Here is a 20,524-nt window from a genome sequence, read left to right on the forward strand (position 1 = left end):
TAGCAATGGGAGCACTATCTAAACGTGCAATAGGAGCAGCATTGATCAATCAACATATTACGCTTTTTGCATGTCCGTTATGTCAGCAATCTATGCACGTCTATGAGCAGGGGAGCCTCGTTTGTTCTGCCAATCACTCTTTTGATATTGCCAAGCAGGGCTATGTCAATATGCTGACACATGGCTCTACTTCTAAATATAGTAAAGATCTTTTTGAATCTCGCAAAGCTGTTATTGATAGCGGGATTTATGATGTTGTAGAAGCAAAGATTGGGAAGCTTATTAACTCTGCGAATACAGTGCTCGATACGGGCTGTGGAGAGGGATCGCATTTAGCTCGTATTATGAATGAAAAAAAGAATGGGGTAGGCATCGGTATTGATATAGCTAAAGAGGGTATTTTGGCTGCGGCTCGACATTATCCACAGCAAATTTGGTGTGTTGGCGATTTAGCTAAGAGTCCTTTTGCACAAGGTAGCTTTGACGCTATTTTAAATATTTTATCACCGGCAAATTATGAAGAATTTAAAAGGCTTCTTGCGCCTAATGGCTGTATTGTGAAGGTTGTGCCACAAAGCGGCTATTTACAGGAGCTGCGTGCTCAATTATATGCCGATTCGAGTAAGGAAACATATTCTAATGAACAAATTGTTGCTCGTTTCCAAGATAGTTTTGGCGAAGTGAATATAGAACGAGTCACTTATACATTGCCACTTGCTCAGGAGCTTGTCCCTGCTTTATTGGAGATGACACCGATGGGCTGGCATAAAAAAGATGAGACAGACATTGTATTAAGTGAAATTACGATTGATGTAGATCTATTGGTTGGAAAGATGTAAGATGGTCACCTACAATTGCAGTATACTAGTCTTTTCGATTACAATGGGAATAACTATTGAATAAGGTAGGAATGTGACAGTGTATAAATTAGTAGCAAATATTGTTAAAGTAATATTAAAACTTATGGGTTCGAAGGCTCGTGTGTATGGTGAGGAAAACTTGCCAAAAGAAGGTGGATATATTATAGCTTGTACGCATACAGGCTATGTAGATATTTTAAACCTCGGCGTTGCCATGTACCCTCAAGAAATTCACTTTATGGCGAAGAAGCAATTATTTGAAATGAAGGGTCTTGGCTGGCTTATTGAACATTTAAATGCCTTCCCAGTGGACCGTGATAATCCTGGTCCGAGCGTTATTAAAATTCCCTCACAGTTATTGAAAGAAGGAAAAGTAGTGGGGATATTCCCATCTGGAACACGTAATTCAGAAGGAACGGACTTAAAGCAAGGAGCCATTACAATCGCTCAATTGGCAAAGGCGCAAATTGTTCCAGCTGCCTACGTTGGTGCACGTAATGCAGGAGATGTCATGAAGCGCGGTAAAGGCTATTTAATTTATGGAGAGCCGTTTTATGTAACGGGTAAAGGAAAAGAAGGTCGGGAGCAATTTACTCAGCACCTTGAACGTGAACTAGTCGCTTTAACAGAAGAATTGGAAAATCGTATTGCAGTAAAATAAAATGAAGTGGCACTCAGAATCAAATTGATTTTGGGTGCTTTGTTGTAGGAGGATAATCGTAATGATTCAAGTACTTTTTGTTTGCTTAGGGAATATTTGTCGCTCGCCAATGGCAGAGGCGGTTATGCGTGAGCTGGTGAGAAAGGAGGGTTTAGACGATAAAATTGCTGTGGATTCTGCCGCAACAAGCTCATGGTATATCGATGAACCTCCTCACCGAGGCACACAGGATAAGCTTAGAGAATATGGTATTTCTACAATAGGAATGGTAGGTCGACAGCTACAAAAGGCTGATGTAGAAAAATTCACATACATTATTGGAATGGATGAGAGCAATATTCGCAATATCAGAACGATCTTAGGAAATCCTACTTCACTAAAGATTTTTCGTTTTTTAGATTTAACAGAACATCGTAAAGACGTTCCTGATCCTTATTACACAGGGGATTTTCAAGAAACCTATGATTTAGTGCTAGAAGGCTGTACGGCATTACTAGATAAAATTAAAGAGGAATGGTTATAGAAGGATGCTAAATAGCGTAAATCTTTACAGCTATTGCTACAGAAAAAATAAGCATAAACATTGGTATATCTAGCTTTGTAAGCATCATTATGTTATTATTTGCAGAGTAAAGATACGATAAGTATTTAATTACCATTTTAAGATGTGCAACTGCATATCTATTATTTTTTTATAAATCTATCCTTTGAAAGAGAGTGGAAACAATGGGTCGTAAGTGGAATAACATTAAAGAAAAGAAAGCGTCTAAAGATCAAAGCACTAGCCGTATCAATGCTAAATTTGGGCGAGAAATTTATGTGGCAGCTAAATCAGGCGAACCAGATCCAGAGTCAAACCGTGCACTTAAAGTGGTGCTTGAACGTGCAAAAACATATAGTGTTCCTAAACATATTATAGAAAAAGCCATCGATAAAGCAAAAGGTGGCGGTGACGAAAACTTTGATGAATTACGTTATGAGGGGTTTGGTCCAGCCGGCACAATGATTATCGTAGATGCTTTAACAAACAATGTAAATCGTACAGCATCTGATGTGCGTGCAGCATTTGGTAAGAATAACGGAAATATGGGTGTTAGTGGATCTGTCGCGTATATGTTCGATTCTACTGCAGTTATCGGTTTAGAAGGTAAAACAGCTGATGAAGTACTAGAAATTTTAATGGAAGCAGATGTAGATGCTCGTGATATTCTGGAAGAAGAGGAAGCGGTTATTATTTATGCAGAACCGGATCAATTCTTTGCTACACAAGAGGCATTAAAGGCTGCTGGTATACAAGAATTCACAGTAGCTGAGCTTTCTATGCTACCGCAGACTGAAGTAACATTAACTGGAGACGATGTTGCAAAATTTGAAAAATTAATTGATGCATTAGAAGATTTAGAAGATGTTCAAAACGTCTTCCACAATGCTGATTTAGGTGAATAATCCAATATTTTATTGATTGAGTAAACCAGTAGCACATAAAGCTACTGGTTTTTAATTAGGGAGGAAAATCATGCAGACTGCATTAGCGATTATTTTGTTTTTAGTGACTTTATTTTTTGTTATTGTACAGCCACGTAAATTATCGATTGGTTGGTCAGCCTGTATAGGAGCTGCCATCGCACTCATAATTGGAGTAGTTACATGGCAGGATGTGCTGGAAGTAACAGGAATCGTTTGGAATGCTACTTTATCGTTTATTGGTATTATTATAATTTCCCTAATTTTAGATGAAATCGGCTTTTTTGAATGGGCTGCCCTGCATATGGCACGACTTGCTAAAGGAAGTGGTATACGTTTATTTGTCTATATTGCTTGCTTAGGAGCGATAGTATCAGCGCTATTCGCTAACGATGGGGCGGCGTTAATATTAACACCCATTGTTTTAGCGATGGTTAGAAAACTGAATATGACGGAAAAAATGATTTTCCCATTTATTATTGCTAGTGGCTTTATAGCAGATACAACATCCTTACCCTTTGTTATTAGTAATTTAACAAATATTGTATCAGCAGATTTTTTTGAGATAGGCTTTATGGATTATGCGATTCATATGGTTGTACCGAACTTCTTTTCTTTAATTGCAAGTATAGCTGTACTGTATGTGGTTTTTCGTCGTTCCATACCACATTGCTATTCTCTCGATGCAGTTGAACAACCTAAGCAGGCGATTAGAGACCCGAAGTTATTTGCGATATCTTGGTATGTAATAGTAATTTTACTGGTGGGGTTTATAATCGGCGAAATGTTCCACGTTCCAGTGTCATTTATTTTATGTAGTGTAGCCGCTATTTTCTTATGGCTGGCAAATCGTAGTTCTTTTGTAGATACAAAGAGAGTTGTCAAAGGGGCACCGTGGAATATAGTGTTCTTTTCCATTGGTATGTATGTGGTTGTTTACGGCCTGAAAAATGTAGGGATGACAGGTATACTAGCTAGTTTACTAGAACATGCTGTGCAGCAAGGATTCGTTGTAGCGACCATGACTATGGGATTTGTAGCTGCCGTTTTATCAGCAGTCATGAACAATCTACCAACAGTCATGATTGATGCATTAGCAATCTCTGAAACAAGCGCAACAGGCATGATGAAAGAAGGACTCATTTATGCCAACATAATTGGTACTAATCTTGGCCCAAAGATGACGCCAATCGGTTCACTTGCGACATTAATATGGCTTCATATTTTAGCTCAAAAAGGGATTAAAATTGGCTGGGGGCAATACTTTAAATTCGGCATAATTCTTACCATTCCGACATTATTCGCTACTTTAATTGCTTTAGTTATTTGGATATCGTTATTAGCATAGTTTTATTGTCGAAATAGTGCAAATAATAGTACAATAGTTAATAGATTAACTTAGTAGTTTGTTAAAGGAGGTAAGCATGCGAGCAACAGGTAAATTAAGTAATAGAATCGTGTTGATGTCATTTGTTATGTTAGTAGCTTTGTTAGCATTTTTTATTGTCACAACGATCTACACAGCGAAATCATCCGTCAATAAAACAATGGGTGCACAGGCTGTCGCTGTAGCAGAAAACATTGCGAAGCAATTAAACCCAGAGGACTATGAACAACTATCAAAGGACCCAAGGGAATCAAATTTATATTGGCAGCTAAGAGAAGAACTGAATGAATTACGTGAAATAAATGGGGTCTTGTATGCCTATACGTTTGCCGTTCCACAGGAAGATCAAAAAGTTCGATTTTTAGTGGATGGTATGCCAGCAGATGACCAAGAAAATGCAGGTGTTATAGGAGAGGAGTCTTCTTCTACATTATATAAAGATATTGAAAAAGTAATGGATACAGGAAGTTATTACTCTAATATTTTACATAGTGGTTTTGGGGATTATTTGTCTGGTACAGTACCATTAAAGAATGCAGCAGGAAATATTGTGGCGTTTATAGGGGTAGATATAGAGGCTAACGAGGTAAGTGGTGTAACGAATGCTGTATTGACAGCCATTTTGCCAGCATTAATTGTAGTAATGTTAGTTTTAACAGGAATTGTTATGTTTATAATGTACCGTTACATAAATCAAGCATTAAAGCCATTGGCAAATTTAGGGGACGCGGTATCAAGTTTTGCACAAGGGGATATCGTAAAGGCCACAATGGAGGTTGAAAAAATTCAGCTAAGAGGGAAAAATGAAATTTCTATGTTTGCACGAGCCTTTCAGGAGTCCTTACAAAAATTAAAAGAAACATTCCAAACCATTCAGCATCAAACATTCGCCTTACAAAGCGTTGTGAAAAAGATTGATGAAACTACACAACATGTTGAAACATCCAATGCTCAAATTGCTGAACGTATAGTTGAAATTGCTGCTGGTAGTGAGCAGCAACAGCAAAACAATCAAGAAGTTGTCTTAACGATGAATGAAATGTCGATAGGTATTCAGCGACTGGCTGATACAACTTCTGAGATTGCTGAATCATCCTCATCGATGACGGACCTAGTGGAAACTAGCGTGAATCATTCTCAAGAGGTCATATCTCAAATTCAAAACGTGGAATCCTCTGTTTTACGAACGGCTAATCATGTTGAGGAAATGGGAGATCGATTCGGCTCTATTGAAGAGATGGTAACAATTATTACGAGTATTGCTGACCAAACTAACTTACTGGCATTAAATGCGGCGATAGAAGCGGCGAGGGCAGGGGAGGCTGGTAAGGGGTTTGCAGTCGTTGCAGATGAAGTACGGAAGCTTGCTGAACTGTCGAAAGCATCAGCGGATGAAATACATACGCATCTGAAAAGCTTTAAGACTATTACAGCACGAGCATTACATGAAATGTCTGGAAGCGCGGTAGATGTACAAGCAGGTAATAGGGCTGTACAACGTATTGGTGAAAGCCTAGAACAAATATTAGAATCAGTTGTTGAGGTAAATAATAAGATTCAGGATGATTCAGCTGTCATTGAAGAAATGTCAGCGGGCTCTGAAGAAATATTAGCTACTACAGAACAGATGAATGATATTGCTCAGCATAGTGTGCAAGGAACAAAAGAAGTAGCAATGGCTTCTGACTTACAAGTAACAATGGTTTCAGAATTAAATGAAGTTGTAGCGATGTTAGACCAAACATCTAAAGAGGTAACTGAAACAATCAATACGTTCAAATTATGATCATTGTAAACTATTTTTCTATGAGAAGAAGTCTTGTAGAAAAATAGTTTTTTTACGCTAGTTGGAGAAAAATAAAAATATAATGAGCATGGATTTGTCGAAATAAACCAAATAGAGGAATTAATTTGCGTTTTATCCATTGCGGAAACTTCCAAATCATAACATAATATAAGTTAATATACTCTTTGAACGAGAAGAATAAGGGGGGCTAAAGTATGAGGTTTTTACGTTCGATACAGGGGAAACTAGTCGTTATTTCATTGGCACTACTAATTATTCCAAGTTTAATAATTGGCGTGGTTAGTTATAGTAAGGCGAAGAATGGTATGGAGGATATAGGAGAGCAAGTAATTTATAATAGTGTTCAATCTGCTTTGCAAATAATTGAACTCGCCAATGAAAGTGTTGAAAAGGGAGATATACCTTTAGATGTAGCACAGGAACGGGTACGCGAGGCTTTCTTGGGACCTAAGGATAGTGAAGGGAAGCGGCCGATTAATTATCCAGGTGATTTGGGGGAATACGGCTATATCTATGTATTAGATGATAAGGGAACATTAACAACACACCCTACTCGGGAAGGTGATAATCTTTGGAACGATCAAGATAGTAGTGGAAATTACTTTATTCGGGAAGTAACTTACCGAGCATTGGATGGTGGAGGTTTTACTAAATACGAATTTGAGCTACCAGGCCAGAATGTATTGGCAGATAAAATTATTTATTCAGCAAAAGATCCACATTGGGGATGGATTATTGCATCAGGTACATATATGCAGGATTTTAATGCAGAGGCAAACTCGTTACTAGTAGTCATTGGTTTGACGTTATTGGGTGCTATTATCATAGGTGTTATGGTTGTTATTTTAGTATCTAGGCATTTGGCATTACCGGTCAAAAAATTATCGCAACGCGTACGTGAGGTAGCAAAGGGTAATTTAACTGTAGATATGGAGCATTTACAGCGTACAGATGAAATTGGCCAGTTAAATGAGGGCTTCAATGAAATGGTTGATCAATTAAAAACACTAATTTCAGATGTAGAAGAAGCAATTGTAGAAATTCAATCGACATCGTCAAATTTAACTGCGGTTGCTGAAGAAACAAATGCTTATGGCGATGAAATTGTTAAAGCTATTAATGAAGTATCGAATGGCGCCGTAAAACAAGCATCAGAGGCGGAAGATACAAATCGAACAGCTACTGAGTTTGCTCAACAAATTGAAGGATTGCACGATAAAAATGAATTAATGCTAGATGCATCACAACATATGCAAAAATCAAATGAAGAGGGTATCGTTAATATCGCTAGTTTAAAGGATAAGTCGCAGGAATCTTCCATGCTTATTCAGAATATTCAGTCCGTTTTTGGGAGTTTAATTGTGAAGGTACGTGAAATTGAAGGCATTGTAGGGACAATTACAGAGATTTCTGATCAAACCAATCTCTTGGCTCTAAATGCCTCTATTGAGGCTGCACGAGCAGGTGAACATGGCAAAGGGTTTGCTGTGGTCGCAGAGGAAGTACGAAAACTAGCAGATCAAACATCCGTAGCGACAGAGCTAGTTCGCACTACCTTAAAGGGGATTGAGAGTGAAACAAATTTAGTCAATGATGAAATGCAGAAAACGCACGTCATTGTAAGTCAACAAAATGATTCTGTCATGGTAACAGAGTCTTCCTTCAAAGAAATCAAAATGGCTGTGGAAAAAATCATTTCAATTATTGGTGATATGACCGATGGCGTAGAATATGTAAATAGCGCTAAGAATGATATGATGAAATCCATTGAAAGTATTGCAATGATCAGTGAAAAAAATGCCGCTGCTTCTGAAGAGGTGACAGCATCGGTAGATGAGCAACAACGAGCGATTCAGCTTATTAGTGAATCTTCCAATGATTTAACAGATGAAATTACAGCGTTACAGGAATCCATTAAACGCTTTATTTTAAGATAAAATTATTGAGGGTGCTTGGTAATCAAGCATCCTTTTTTTCTGTAGTCACGTTAATAAAAGGTAAAGGAGGGTTGATTTGTGAAAAAATGGTTGATTAGAGTAGGTGTTGTTCTAATAGTTATTGCAGTTGTCCTCTATATTTGGTTGGGAAAAGAAATTGAACATGGGGTGGAAGCAAATGCAGATGGCTCGGCTAATTATATGATCATACTGGGAGCGAAAGTAAAACCAGGAGGGGTACCATCACTTTCTTTAAAAAGTAGATTAGAGGTGGCCGTTTCATATTTAGTAAAGTATCCCCAAGTGAAGGTCATTGTGTCAGGGGGACAAGGACCCGATGAAGATCGAACGGAGGCATCCGTGATGAGAGATTATCTCGAACAAAATGGTATTGATGCTACCAGAATTATCGAGGAGGATCAGTCCACCTCCACGTACGAGAATTTAGTATTTTCTAAAGAACTTTTACCAAAGGAAACAAAGAAAATTACGATTGTTTCAAATGACTTCCATCTAAAACGTGCGAAATATTTAGCCGAGTCTTTAGATTTTGAAGTAGATGTAGTGTCAGCTAAGACGCCAAAGTCAGTAGAAGCTAAACTAAAAATAAGAGAGCGAGCGGCATTACTAAAAACATATATTGTAGGTTATTAAAAAATTGTTTCTTAATAGCTAAGATTTGACATATAATAGAAATATCACGGGGTATATGACAGAAAGAGGGGACTTCAATGAAAACGTTTAAAGACTATGAGTACAACCGTCCACATGTTGCGGGGATGAAAGAGCAACAATTAGCGCTCGTCGACCAATTTAAAAAAGCGCAATCGATGGACGAACAAAGTAACATCATTGAAAAATTAAATGCAATCAGTAATGACTTTGCTACAATGGCTAACTTAGTGTATATTCGCGCATCCATCGATACAAACGATGAATTTTATCAAGCAGAGCGCGACTATTTCGATGAAGTTAGTCCTGAGCTAGAAGAAGTAACAACGGAATATTATAAAGCATTGATTGCCTCACCTTTCCGTGAGCAACTAGAAGAAAAATGGGGTCAACAATTATTCGATCTCGCTAACTATCAAATTAAAGGGTTCTCACCAGAAGTCATTGATTTGATGCAAAAAGAAAATAAGCTTGCTTCTGAGTATAATAAGCTTGTAGCATCTGCACAAATCGAATTTAATGGTGATACTTTAACACTTGCTCAGCTTGGACCGTTTGCAGAGTCTACAGATAGAGCTACGCGTAAAGAAGCAACAAATGCGCGCTTTGGTTTCTTTGCGGAGCATGAAGATGAATTTGATCGCTTATACGATGAACTTGTAAAAGTACGCCATGAAATTGCGGTTAAACTTGGCTATAACAACTATGTTGAGCTTGGTTATGTTCGAATGAATCGTATTGATTATAACGCTGAGATGGTGAAGAAGTTCCGTGATCAAGTTCGCGACTTAATTGTTCCTGTAGCGACAAAGCTGTATGAGCGTCAGGCGAAGCGTATTGGGATTGACGATTTAAAATTCTATGATGAAGCACTGAACTTTTTATCAGGCAATGCGACGCCAAAGGGTGATCCAGAATGGATTGTGGCGAATGGTAAAAAGATGTATGAGGAGCTATCACCTGAAACGGGAGAGTTTTTCAATTTCATGATCGATCATGACCTTATGGACCTAGTGGCGAAGAAAGGAAAAGAAAGTGGCGGGTATTGTACATTTATTGAAAACTATCATTCTCCGTACATTTTCTCGAACTTTAACGGTACTTCAGGTGACATCGATGTGTTAACACATGAAGCTGGACATGCCTTCCAAGTTTATTCAAGCCGTAACATCGGCATTCCTGAATACTTATGGCCAACTTACGAATCTTGTGAAATCCACTCGATGAGTATGGAGTTTTTCACATGGCCATGGATGGAGCTATTCTTTAAAGAAGATACAGAAAAATATAAATTTACACATTTAAGTAGTGGTCTTTTATTCTTACCATATGGTGTTGCAGTTGATGAATTCCAACATGTTATTTATGAAAATCCTACAATGACACCAGCTGAGCGTAAGGCAGCATGGAAGAAAATTGAGGAAACATATTTACCACATCGTGACTATGATCACAATAGCTACCTTGAAGCAGGTGGAATTTGGCAACGTCAGGGTCACATTTATGCTAGTCCGTTCTACTATATTGATTACACGCTAGCCCAAATTTGTGCCTTCCAATTCTGGAAGCGTTCACGTGAAGACTTTGAGGCGGCTTGGAAAGACTATATTCATCTATGTGGTTTAGGTGGCTCCATGTCATTTACAAAGCTTGTAAAAGAAGCAGGCTTAATTTCACCATTTGAAGATGGCTGTGTCGAATCAGTTATTGGTGAGATTGAGGCATACTTAAATTCTGTAGACGATTCCTCGCTATAACAAATACTGAAATTCGCTACACTTCCACGACTAGTATAGTGGAAGTGAGCGAATTTTTTAGTTTGCTGGAAGGGAGCTTTTTAAGTAAACGCGAAAATGTGGTAGTAAATTCGCACTGAAAAAATTGATTGAGTCAAAACATACTAGGATACTTGCGAAATGGTTAATATATCAGTAGTATCATGAGTAACGGCGATAAAAGGAAGTGAATGAAAGTGACGAGGAAGGTTTGGTTTCAAGTAGGTGTAGGGATACTACTTACACTATTAATAATTAAATATTTTATAGAAATTCATTGGATTTTTTCACCACTAGTTATCATATTAAAAGCCATTTTTATCCCTTTACTACTTGGGGGTGTCTTTTATTATGTAACTGAACCGATTCAGAGATTTTTAGAAAAGCGTAAATTCCCTAGATGGGCAAGCATATTGACGATTGTGTTCGGTCTCATAGGAATTGCAGGGGTTTTTGGCTGGATTATTGGGAACCCGATTGCCGAGCAGGTCAATAAATTAGTGAAGAATGCCCCTATGATTAGTTCAAGTATTAGTACGAGTATTCAGCAATTAACAGACTATGTACTGCTCAATAAAGATAACTTCCCACAGCAGGTAAATGATGTAATTGAAAAAATGGCGAACTCTGTGCAAGATGTTGCAATGGTGGCGAGTAAAGGGTTTATTTCCTTTTTACAATCCATTGTGTCTGTATCATTACTAGCTGTTTTAATTCCATTCTTCTTTATTTTTATGTTGAAGGATCATGAGAAATTTGCACCATCTATTTATAAATATTTCAGTGGCGAACGTCAGCAATGGGTTAAGAAAACATTAAGTGAAATTGATGATGTTTTACGTAGTTATATTCAGGGCCAATTGCAAATTAGTTTTTTATTAGCGCTTATTATGTATGTGGGCTACTTAATTATTGGATTAGAATATTCGTTACTATTAGTAATCTTTGCATTCTTTATGAATATGATTCCATTTATTGGGCCTTGGATCGCATTTACACCAGCCCTAATCGTAGCGGTTATTCAGGATCCTATTTTAGTTGTTTGGGTATCCGTTGTGACGCTAGTTGCTCAACAAATTGATAGCAACTTTATTACACCTAACGTGATGGGGAAATCGCTCGATATCCATCCACTAACTGTTATTACAATTATTCTAGCAGCAGGTAATATTGCAGGCTTTATAGGAATTATTATCGCTGTACCATTTTATGCAGTATTGAAAGTTATCGTATCCAATATTTATGATCAACGTAATGCAATAAAGAAAAAAGCGACGAAATCAGTATAGGAGTCGAAACGATGGAACAAGAAATTGTAAAGGTATTTAATGAACAGCATGAGGAAATTGGGACAGCTACACGGTCGGAAGTACATGAAAAAGGGCTTTGGCATGAGACATTTCATTGCTGGCTTGTCAATGAGGACTATATTTATTTTCAAGTACGAAGCTCACAGAAAAAGGATTATCCAGGTTTACTTGATATTACAGCAGCAGGCCATCTATTAGCTGTTGAAACAGTGGAATCAGGTATACGAGAAGTAAAAGAAGAATTAGGGCTCCAAATAGATGTCCGAGATGTTGTCAAAATGGGCATGACCTCTTGTAGTATCGTTTCTGAAAATATGATTGATAATGAATTTTGCCATGTCTACATATATCCTTTCGAGCATGATTGGAATTCCTTTGCTTTACAATATGAGGAAGTATCAGGTGTAGTAAGAGCAAGACTGAATGAGGCCGAAGCTTTCTTCTTGGGAGAAACGACAACACTGAATATTGAAGGATACGAATACTTCCCTGATGGTCAACGAGTGAAAATTGTCAGACCAGTTGGAACGGCACAATTTGTTCCTTATCGTGAATTATATGTTGCACATGTGATCAAATTTGCGCGTGAGAAAATATTTAATCAAACATCCTAATTTGGGTAGGATAAGCTAGAAGATAGCTTATCCTATTTTCTTTGTAAAAATGATGAGAATGTACACAATATAACAGGAAAAAATAAGTTATACTGTTAGATAGATTGTAAAGAAAAGGAGCATTTTTTATATGCTAACATTTGAACAAAAACAAGCAATTATTGAATCATTTTCTGAACTAACGAAAAAGGAAATATCATTAAAACGCTTAAATTATCACTTTATGGACAGTCTTTATGAAAAGACAATTGTAGTTGAAAAGCTACATCCGAATGGCAATGGCTTTATCTTTGTTGGAGATTTATTGCGCTATGAGCAAGAGGCTAATAAAGGATTAGTAAATATCCGTGATTATGATGAGCAACAACTTCGTGAGATTATTGCGGATGCTATTCAATATCTATCTGAAGAGGTAGAGACGGAAGACCCGATTATCGAGATTTGGCATAGTCGAGAGGGTGATCAATTACAGCTAGTATTTGAACAACGTTCTTGGAATGTCTACCATGGGGAAAATCTTGAAGAGGCGTTTGGTACGTATGATGCAGCAAAAGAATATTTGCTAGAAGAAGGCTTTCGTAAAAAGAAATAATAAATACGGGGGATTATCATAAAATGAACGGGAAAAAACTAGTGGGAATTGTTATTGTTGTTGTGATTGTGGCGTGTTTACTATCAGTTTTTACTATAACTAATTTTTATAAAAACCATGAGGAACAACCAAATCGTGAAAATCGCGAAATTAATAAGTCAAAGAGCTTGAATTTAATTTTGCCACAGGCTACAATTATCTCGAATTCAAGATAATCGAGAGGTGGACTGTCAATGAAACACATTTTTTATAAAGGTACAGACGAAGCAAAACCAACTCTATTGTTGTTGCATGGCACGGGTGGTAATGAAGAAAGCTTAATTGGACTTGCCAAGGAAATTGATGATACAGCCAATATATTAAGTGTACGAGGCAATGTACTAGAACATGGAATGCCAAGGTTTTTCCGTCGACTAGCGGAAGGTGTCTTTGATATAGAGGATTTAATCATTCGTACAAAGGAACTGAATGAATTTTTGAACGAGGCGTCACAGCAATATGGCTTTGATCGTCAACGAATTGTAGCTATCGGTTATTCAAATGGTGCTAATATTGCGGCTAGCTTATTATTCCATTACGAGGACGTTTTAGCAGGGGCTATATTACATCATCCAATGGTGCCGAGACGAGGGATAGAGCTACCTAAGCTATCTGCTATCCCTGTTTTTATAGGTGCAGGTACAAATGATCCGATGTGTACAGCACAAGAATCAGAGGATTTAGAAGCACTTTTAAGTTCGGCGGGTGCGACTGTGACGACGAACTGGTTTGATTTCGGACATCAGCTAACGATTCCTGAAGTTCACGCAGCAAAAGAGTGGTATAACAGTATTTATGCATAGAGAAAAAATCCGCTTCCTTGAACAAGGAGGCGGATTTTTTATTATTTATTTTTCTTTGCGAAAGGAAGCCACCAGTTCCAATCACCAAATAGTTTCATGAGACTTGGTACTAGCATAAGACGAATGATTGTGGCATCAATAGCAACAGCAATGGCTATACCAACACCAATTTGTTTCACAGGCATGACATCTGTGAAGGCAAACGCTCCTGTAATAACAATCATAATGAGCGCTGCTGAAGTAATAATCCGACTTGTGGATGTCAGTCCCTCTATTGTAGCGTGTGTATTGTTGGCGCCTTTTAAATATTCCTCTTGGATACGAGAAATTAAAAAGACTTCGTAGTCCATACTTAAGCCAAAAACAAGACAGAAAACAATAACTGGGATAATCAATACAATCGATCCTGCCTCAATGCCAAAATGTCCGTATTGGAAAATATAGACGAGTATTCCGAAGGCAGAGGAAAGCCCAATAATGTTCATAATAATGGCCTTTAACGGAATTAATACTGAACGGAATGCCAGCATTAAAATAAAGAAAGTGGACACGATGATTATGGCTATCGCTAAAACAATTTTATTAGCGATCTCATCAAATATCTCTTGGTTAAATTTTGCGGGTCCTCCAAGTGCAAAGTGTACACCTAAATCTTTATCCATCCAAGTTCGTGCAAATTTTTGGGCAGTAGTGGAAGAACCAGCTGCATCAATGGTAATTGGGATGAATAGCCTTGTATCTTTTGAAAAGGTTTGAATAACCGGTTTTAATTGCTCCGCCACCTGTGGAATTGCTAAAGAAGCAGAGAGTTCCTTAGGTGTTGAAATGTTTGCGGCAGTATAGATAGTTGAAACATTAGTAACAAGTGGATCTTTTAATAACTTTTCTTGAATAGTGTAAATCAGCTCTCTAGCTTCAGCATCCTCCCAGCCTTCTTTACGTTCAGCTAACAAATATAAAGTAGATGTTTCACCGAGTCCAAACGTTTCATCTAATTTATCGTACGCTACACGTGCATCATATTTTGTCGGTAGGGAATCTACCTGAGGAATTGTTAATTGGATGTCCTTTAATGGGAGCATTCCGATACCAAGTAATAATAATGCAGCAATTACGATTGCTACTGGATGTTTCATGACAAAACCTGCAAAGCTCCGCCAACGATTTGCGCCTCCTGGTTTAACACGTAGTAGACGCCATTTATTGAGTCGGTCGCCTAACAGCATCATCGTCGCAGGGAGTAAGGTTAAGCCGGAAAGAACAGCTAATAGAACTACTATGGTGCCTCCTAGAGCGATATTATGGAATATTTCAACATCAATGACGATCATGGCACCTAAACCAATCATGACACATACTGCAGAAAAGATGATGGAGCGTCCTGCTGTCTGGATGGCAGTTTGAATAGCTTGTGCAATGGATGTGTGGGCACGCTCTTCACGGTAACGATTAATGAGCAATAGTGCGAAATCAATACTTAAAGCAAGACCAAGCATTGGAACAATATTTAAAACGAAAATGGAGAGATTCACGCTACCGCTAAGTAATGTCATAATACCAAAGGCGGTTACAACTGTAACAACCCCAATGATAATTGGCAAAATAGAAGCAATAACCGTACCAAAAGCCAATAATAGAACGATAATGGTGATAGGTAACCCAATGGCCTCAGCAGATGCTAAATCCTTTTGGCTGGCTGTATTAATGTCAGCAGAAATAACTGGTCCACCCGTAATATGAACGCCGTCTTCTTCAATTAATGAACGGACATCCTCAACGATTTCAGAAAGGTTTTCAGCATCGTTTTTTAAATGGACCATAGCATAGGCAATCCCATCTTTACGTAAAGAAGCATCCTCTAAAGGTGACTGGATGGAATGTATTTCCTTTATGTGATCGAGTTTATTTAAAGTTTCTTCAATTTTCTTATCCTGAGCTGGATCGAACACAACCAAGATTGTATTGGTTGGTATATCGAATGTTTTTGCTAGCTCTTTTGTGACATAGTTATGATCCGCTTCAACAAAAAAGCCATCCCCTTGAAGTTTACCGGGAAGCTGTAAAGCAAAATAAGCCATGGCTAGAAAAATAATAATCCACAGGACTACGATTGCTTTTGCATGTGTGGTAATAAAAGTTGAAAAAGTTTTCATAGTTGTTTATGTATCCCCCTTTTCAATTAGTTTAAAGGATGTGTCACATTTTGTCGTGTGACAAACTAAAGACTCCTGTCCATTTATTAGACAGGAGCCTTGTTATTAAAAGAATAATGATAGGACGAAATAAATAACGGATGCCATTACAGCTGAAATAGGCATTGTAATAACCCAAGTAGTAACAATCTTGCGGGCCATTCCCCAGTTAACGCCACGTACACGCTGTGCAGAACCAACACCCATAATCGATGAAGAAATAACATGTGTTGTAGATACAGGTAGATGGATTAATGTCGCACCAAAAATAACTGTTGCTGACGCTAAGTCTGCCGCTACCCCATTAACAGGACGAATTTTCATAATCTTACCGCCAACGGTTTTAATAATTTTATAACCACCAATAGATGTACCTAGACCCATAGCTGTGGCAGCAGCAGCACGTACCCAGAAAGGTATTTCATCACCGCTATGCAATCCTCCAGCGATTAAAGCCATTGTCATAATCCCCATTGCTTTTTGCGCATCGTTCGTACCATGTGTGAACGATTGAATGGCTGCGGTGAAAATTTGCATCGTACGGAAACCTTTATTAGTGCGATATAAGTTAAGGTTTTTAAACCATAATTTAAATAGTGTCATCATAATAAAACCAGCACAAATAGCCAGTATTGGAGAAAACACTAACGCCATAAGGATTTTAGTAAAGCCGCCATAGTTTAATACATCGAAGCCAGCAGATGCGACAGCAGCACCTGCGATAGAGCCAATCAATGTGTGGGAAGAACTTGATGGAATACCGAAATACCATGTAAGTAAATTCCAAATAATAGCTGAAATTAGTGCGGCCAAAATAACGACTGAGCCGGTTGTGTCTCCTTCAAAGGCATTTAAAGAAAATGGATCTACAATGTCTTTTGTTAAAGCTTTAGCAACCCCTACAAAAGTGATAGCGCCGATAAAGTTCATGGTTGCGGCCATGATGATCGCTACACGAGGTGGCAATGCTCGAGTGGAAACCGAAGTTGCAATAGCATTTGCAGTATCATGGAAGCCGTTGATAAAGTCAAATGTTAGGGCAAAGATGACGACCAGTACGGTTAGTATAATGATTGTATTCATTGTAAAGTGCCCATCTCCTAATTATGCGTTACGCATGATAATTGTTTCCATAGTATTAGCTACGTTTTGACAATGATCAGCGATATCTTCAAGTTGTTCATATATATCTTTAAATTTAATGAGGCGAATCGGATCTTTTTCGTTTAAAAACAGTTGTTTAATGGAAGAACGTTGTACTTCATCACATTCACGTTCATAGTCTTTAATTAGAATAGCGTGAGGGCGCATACCAATTAGATTCTTTTTCTTTAACTCTTCAGTTGCTTTGACAATTTCATCCACACTTTTAGAAATATAGCCTAGGAAAGTGCGCATGGATTCATCAATTTCTGTGAGTGAAAACATTTCAAAATGGGCAATACAATGTTCTGTACCATCTAGTATATCATCCATACGAATGGCAAACTCTAAAATATCTTCACGCTCAATAGGTGTCATAAATGATTTGTTTAGCATTACGATCAGTTCGTGAATGAGCTTATCGCCAGCAGTTTCGTAATTTTTCATTGTAATGCTAATCTCTTTTAGGTCAGCTACACTGTTAATACGAAAATCATTTGCGTAATGCACAGCCTCTCTCATATTTTCAGCAATTTTATGCAATGCAATAAAGAAAGGGTCTTGTTTTTTTGAGTTAAGCATGTAAATCGAATCCTCCTGGATATAAATAAATTAATCGACCTCTAAACTTTACTATCATAACAAAATCTTTAATTTATCTACATAAAAATTTTATATTCGACATAAAAATTTACATTGCTGTAATATACAATTCGTTCACAAAATAAAGGGAGATTAAACTGTCATTGTTATTAATAGTACAGATAAATCCTTTGTAATTAGGTTTTTTACTGATATTCAGACGTGTTTAGCACAGATTTGTGTGTGATTTACAATGAAAATCAGTGAAAATAATACTTGAATTGTAAAGGGAATGTAAATTCAATTTGTTTTAGTAGGTGTCTCTCCTTATTCTTAAGAATATCTTCATTTTTATCCTTCCTCTTTATTAAGAATTGTTTTCTACAATGGGAAATGAGTGAGAAAGGAGTGTTTATTAACAAATGATTCAAGTTGAAAACTTACAACATACATTTTTAATTGGAAAAAAGGGGAAAGAAAAGCAGGTTCCCGTTTTAAAAGGCGTGAACTTTGAGGTCAATAAAGGAGAGATTGTAGCAATTGTCGGAAAAAGTGGCTCTGGAAAGTCAACTTTATTACAAGTTTTAGCTGGATTTATGAAGGTTGAGCAGGGTTCTATTAAAGTGAATGGTAAAGAAACAGCACAACTAAATGAAACAGAAAGCGCCGCATTTCGCTTGAGACAATTCGGTTTTATCTTTCAAAACTTTCAACTAATGCCTGGCTTGACGGCATTCGAAAATATTGAGTTACCCTTGAAGCTACAAGGATTGCGCAAAGCAATGAGAAAAGAAAAAGTGAAAAAAATAATGGACAAGGTTGGTCTAACAGAAGTCGCCGATCATTATCCAAATGAATTATCAGGTGGGCAGCAACAGCGTGTCAGTATTGCAAGAGCGCTCATCACGAATCCTCCTGTATTACTGGCAGATGAGCCAACAGGAAGTTTGGATTCAGAAACAGAGCAAGATATTTTGATGCTTATTCAAAGTTTAAACCGAGAGTTTGGGTTAACCTTTGTCATTATTACTCATGATGAAGAAGTGGCGACAATCGCACATAGACGCTTCCGTATGTATGATGGCGAACTGGTAAAGGAGGAAGCTTAAGATGTTATTTAAAGACCAAATAGATTTTGTCACGCAGCATATCAAGAAAAATAAATTACGTGTTTTTATGACGGTTCTAGCTGCAACGATGGGCTGTGCTTTCCTTATCGTACTAGCATCCGTAGGTTTTGGATTACAGGAATCTCTACGTAATGAAATTCTTTCAAATGAAACAGTTACGAAAATTCAAGTGTATGGAGATAAGCAATTTACAGAGGATCAGGTCCAAGAAATTAAAAAGATAGATCATGTGGAAACAGTACTTGAAACGGTGGGCATGAATGCCTCTGCACATTCCTTCTTAGGTGATCGTGATTCAACTTCTAGTTTAATTTTGAACGATATGAAGGATTTTGAGCAGGTGAATGGCAAGCTTGCAGAAGGTGTTTATCCATCAAAGCCAAATGAAATAGTGGTCGGTTATCATTTTGCACAAACATTATTAAATGAGGCCGATCGCAATGTGATTAAAGAAAAAAGCAAAAAGGCTGAGGCAGATGGTACCTATTATAATGGAAGCGATGAAGGCTATAAAAAATCATTAATTGGACAGAGCATTAACATATCACTCTTGCCTAACACTGGTAACAATGAGGAATCAGAAAAAATGACCTATACAATTGTTGGTGTCATGGAGAAACCGTCGTATGATTGGATGATTGATAATACTATTCATATGGACATAGCGCAAAAGCCAGCATTAGTTGAGAATTTTTCCGCTCTTGGAGATACAACCGAGGAGGAATTGTTTTACTCAGAATTCAATATTTTTGCTGATACATTGGAAAACGTGAAGCCAATTTTAGAAAAACTAAAAGATAATGGCTACAGTGTCTATTCCGTGACGGAGCAATTAGATCAAATGAATGTATTTTTCTTAGTATTAAAAATCGGTTTGATTTTTGTTGGTACGATTGCGGTGCTCATTGCTTCCATCGGTATTTTCAATACGATGACAATGGCGGTGACAGAGCGAACTCGTGAAATAGGTGTATTAAAAGCGATCGGTGCGAGTCCAAAACTGATCCAACGTTTATTTTTAATGGAAAGTACATTTATTGGGCTTTTAGGTACCTTCATTGCGGTTATCATTTCATATGCCATTAGTTTTGCGGCAAATGCAGTGCTACCGTTAATTTTAAAAGCAGCCACGGGAGAAGATGCATTTGCTACAAATGATATTACATTCTCTCTTATTCCTTGGCAGCTAGTCGTTATTGCAGCAGGTATTAGTATTGGAGTAGCAATGATCTCAGGTTATCGTCCTGCTCGTAAGGCGACGAAAATTGATGTCATCCATGCTTTACGACAAGAGCTATAATAATTTGGCTTGCCTTAGACTGTAGACAAAACCATCGAGAAGTTTTCACTCTGGATGGTTTTTGTTCATGGTGAATGACTACACCAGATATGCTGGCTGCTGGTAGGCTGTTCAAACGTAAGCATGAACGGAGTGAATATTCTCGCTCCACCCTGACACTGACATGGAAAGCGTCCATCCATCATGAAAAGCGACAGCTTTGTAAAAGAAAAAAGACTATAGCCACACTCGAAATTTTCGAGCTGGTCTATAGTCG

At 37.7% G+C, this 20,524-nt stretch carries 18 protein-coding genes; 15 read left to right on the forward strand and 3 right to left on the reverse strand.

The window, feature by feature from the left end; translation table 11 throughout:
* The first annotated feature begins 5 nt into the window (after positions 1-5).
* From PI85_RS02710 to PI85_RS02775, 13 genes are all read left to right on the forward strand, one after another.
* Positions 6-839, forward strand: coding sequence for a putative RNA methyltransferase (locus PI85_RS02710; RefSeq protein ID WP_036121213.1), 834 nt, complete (start codon positions 6-8; stop codon positions 837-839).
* Positions 840-918: 79 nt separating this feature from the next.
* Positions 919-1,521: a 1-acyl-sn-glycerol-3-phosphate acyltransferase gene (locus tag PI85_RS02715; RefSeq protein WP_036121211.1), complete on the forward strand. Its 603-nt coding sequence runs from the start codon at positions 919-921 to the stop codon at positions 1,519-1,521.
* A gap of 61 nt (positions 1,522-1,582) precedes the next feature.
* Positions 1,583-2,044 carry a low molecular weight protein-tyrosine-phosphatase gene (locus PI85_RS02720; protein WP_036121209.1) on the forward strand — a complete coding sequence of 154 codons (462 nt, stop codon included), beginning with the start codon at positions 1,583-1,585 and terminating at the stop codon, positions 2,042-2,044.
* A 203-nt stretch (positions 2,045-2,247) separates the two neighbouring features.
* Entirely contained in the window at positions 2,248-2,967 is a 720-nt protein-coding gene (locus PI85_RS02725; RefSeq protein WP_008175214.1) for a YebC/PmpR family DNA-binding transcriptional regulator, read from the forward strand.
* Between the two features lie 70 nt (positions 2,968-3,037).
* Entirely contained in the window at positions 3,038-4,333 is a 1,296-nt protein-coding gene (locus tag PI85_RS02730; RefSeq protein ID WP_036121205.1) for an arsenic transporter, read from the forward strand.
* Positions 4,334-4,409: 76 nt separating this feature from the next.
* The gene (locus tag PI85_RS02735) at positions 4,410-6,158 is read left to right on the forward strand and encodes a methyl-accepting chemotaxis protein (RefSeq protein ID WP_036121202.1); all 1,749 of its coding nucleotides are present in this window, start codon (positions 4,410-4,412) and stop codon (positions 6,156-6,158) included.
* 215 nt (positions 6,159-6,373) lie between these two features.
* Entirely contained in the window at positions 6,374-8,116 is a 1,743-nt protein-coding gene (locus tag PI85_RS02740) for a methyl-accepting chemotaxis protein (protein ID WP_036121199.1), read from the forward strand.
* Positions 8,117-8,194: 78 nt separating this feature from the next.
* The gene (locus tag PI85_RS02745) at positions 8,195-8,770 is read left to right on the forward strand and encodes a YdcF family protein (protein WP_235318441.1); all 576 of its coding nucleotides are present in this window, start codon (positions 8,195-8,197) and stop codon (positions 8,768-8,770) included.
* 77 nt (positions 8,771-8,847) lie between these two features.
* Positions 8,848-10,545 (forward strand): M3 family oligoendopeptidase, encoded by a 1,698-nt coding sequence (locus PI85_RS02750; RefSeq protein ID WP_036121195.1) that lies wholly within the window; start codon positions 8,848-8,850, stop codon positions 10,543-10,545.
* Positions 10,546-10,754: 209 nt separating this feature from the next.
* Positions 10,755-11,852: an AI-2E family transporter gene (locus PI85_RS02755; RefSeq protein WP_008175205.1), complete on the forward strand. Its 1,098-nt coding sequence runs from the start codon at positions 10,755-10,757 to the stop codon at positions 11,850-11,852.
* Positions 11,853-11,863: 11 nt separating this feature from the next.
* The gene (locus tag PI85_RS02760; protein ID WP_036121193.1) at positions 11,864-12,487 is read left to right on the forward strand and encodes an NUDIX domain-containing protein; all 624 of its coding nucleotides are present in this window, start codon (positions 11,864-11,866) and stop codon (positions 12,485-12,487) included.
* A 130-nt stretch (positions 12,488-12,617) separates the two neighbouring features.
* Entirely contained in the window at positions 12,618-13,079 is a 462-nt protein-coding gene (locus PI85_RS02765; RefSeq protein WP_036121190.1) for a hypothetical protein, read from the forward strand.
* A gap of 233 nt (positions 13,080-13,312) precedes the next feature.
* The gene (locus PI85_RS02775) at positions 13,313-13,921 is read left to right on the forward strand and encodes an alpha/beta hydrolase (RefSeq protein WP_036121185.1); all 609 of its coding nucleotides are present in this window, start codon (positions 13,313-13,315) and stop codon (positions 13,919-13,921) included.
* A 41-nt stretch (positions 13,922-13,962) separates the two neighbouring features.
* Here the strand turns inward: PI85_RS02775 and PI85_RS02780 are convergent, their stop codons facing one another.
* From PI85_RS02780 to PI85_RS02790, 3 genes are all read right to left on the reverse strand, one after another.
* Positions 13,963-16,074: an MMPL family transporter gene (locus tag PI85_RS02780; RefSeq protein WP_036121182.1), complete on the reverse strand. Its 2,112-nt coding sequence runs from the start codon at positions 16,072-16,074 to the stop codon at positions 13,963-13,965.
* Between the two features lie 105 nt (positions 16,075-16,179).
* Complete coding sequence (locus PI85_RS02785; protein WP_036121178.1) at positions 16,180-17,196, reverse strand: inorganic phosphate transporter; 1,017 nt, start codon at positions 17,194-17,196, stop codon at positions 16,180-16,182.
* A gap of 21 nt (positions 17,197-17,217) precedes the next feature.
* On the reverse strand, positions 17,218-17,838 hold the full coding sequence (locus PI85_RS02790) for a DUF47 domain-containing protein (protein WP_008175190.1): 621 nt from the start codon (positions 17,836-17,838) through the stop codon (positions 17,218-17,220).
* A gap of 422 nt (positions 17,839-18,260) precedes the next feature.
* On the opposite strand from PI85_RS02790, the gene PI85_RS02795 reads away from it, so the two are divergent.
* Positions 18,261-18,947 carry an ABC transporter ATP-binding protein gene (locus PI85_RS02795; RefSeq protein WP_036121174.1) on the forward strand — a complete coding sequence of 229 codons (687 nt, stop codon included), beginning with the start codon at positions 18,261-18,263 and terminating at the stop codon, positions 18,945-18,947.
* Between the two features lies 1 nt (position 18,948).
* Positions 18,949-20,268: an ABC transporter permease gene (locus tag PI85_RS02800; protein ID WP_036121171.1), complete on the forward strand. Its 1,320-nt coding sequence runs from the start codon at positions 18,949-18,951 to the stop codon at positions 20,266-20,268.
* Positions 20,269-20,524 lie beyond the last annotated feature (256 nt).

It is taken from the genome of Lysinibacillus sp. A1, assembly GCF_000801965.1.
GTDB classification, from domain to species: Bacteria; Bacillota; Bacilli; order Bacillales_A; family Planococcaceae; genus Lysinibacillus; species Lysinibacillus fusiformis.

Bases quoted from the DNA above. Each gene is read 5' to 3' on its own strand.
- PI85_RS02710 (WP_036121213.1), top strand. From the start codon at position 6: ATGGGAGCACTATCTAAACGTGCAATAGGAGCAGCATTGATCAATCAA.
- PI85_RS02720 (WP_036121209.1), top strand. From the start codon at position 1,583: ATGATTCAAGTACTTTTTGTTTGCTTAGGGAATATTTGTCGCTCGCCA.
- PI85_RS02725 (WP_008175214.1), top strand. From the start codon at position 2,248: ATGGGTCGTAAGTGGAATAACATTAAAGAAAAGAAAGCGTCTAAAGAT.
- PI85_RS02730 (WP_036121205.1), top strand. From the start codon at position 3,038: ATGCAGACTGCATTAGCGATTATTTTGTTTTTAGTGACTTTATTTTTT.
- PI85_RS02735 (WP_036121202.1), top strand. From the start codon at position 4,410: ATGCGAGCAACAGGTAAATTAAGTAATAGAATCGTGTTGATGTCATTT.
- PI85_RS02740 (WP_036121199.1), top strand. From the start codon at position 6,374: ATGAGGTTTTTACGTTCGATACAGGGGAAACTAGTCGTTATTTCATTG.
- PI85_RS02750 (WP_036121195.1), top strand. From the start codon at position 8,848: ATGAAAACGTTTAAAGACTATGAGTACAACCGTCCACATGTTGCGGGG.
- PI85_RS02755 (WP_008175205.1), top strand. From the start codon at position 10,755: ATGAAAGTGACGAGGAAGGTTTGGTTTCAAGTAGGTGTAGGGATACTA.
- PI85_RS02760 (WP_036121193.1), top strand. From the start codon at position 11,864: ATGGAACAAGAAATTGTAAAGGTATTTAATGAACAGCATGAGGAAATT.
- PI85_RS02765 (WP_036121190.1), top strand. From the start codon at position 12,618: ATGCTAACATTTGAACAAAAACAAGCAATTATTGAATCATTTTCTGAA.
- PI85_RS02775 (WP_036121185.1), top strand. From the start codon at position 13,313: ATGAAACACATTTTTTATAAAGGTACAGACGAAGCAAAACCAACTCTA.
- PI85_RS02780 (WP_036121182.1), bottom strand. From the start codon at position 16,074: ATGAAAACTTTTTCAACTTTTATTACCACACATGCAAAAGCAATCGTA.
- PI85_RS02785 (WP_036121178.1), bottom strand. From the start codon at position 17,196: ATGAATACAATCATTATACTAACCGTACTGGTCGTCATCTTTGCCCTA.
- PI85_RS02790 (WP_008175190.1), bottom strand. From the start codon at position 17,838: ATGCTTAACTCAAAAAAACAAGACCCTTTCTTTATTGCATTGCATAAA.
- PI85_RS02795 (WP_036121174.1), top strand. From the start codon at position 18,261: ATGATTCAAGTTGAAAACTTACAACATACATTTTTAATTGGAAAAAAG.
- PI85_RS02800 (WP_036121171.1), top strand. From the start codon at position 18,949: ATGTTATTTAAAGACCAAATAGATTTTGTCACGCAGCATATCAAGAAA.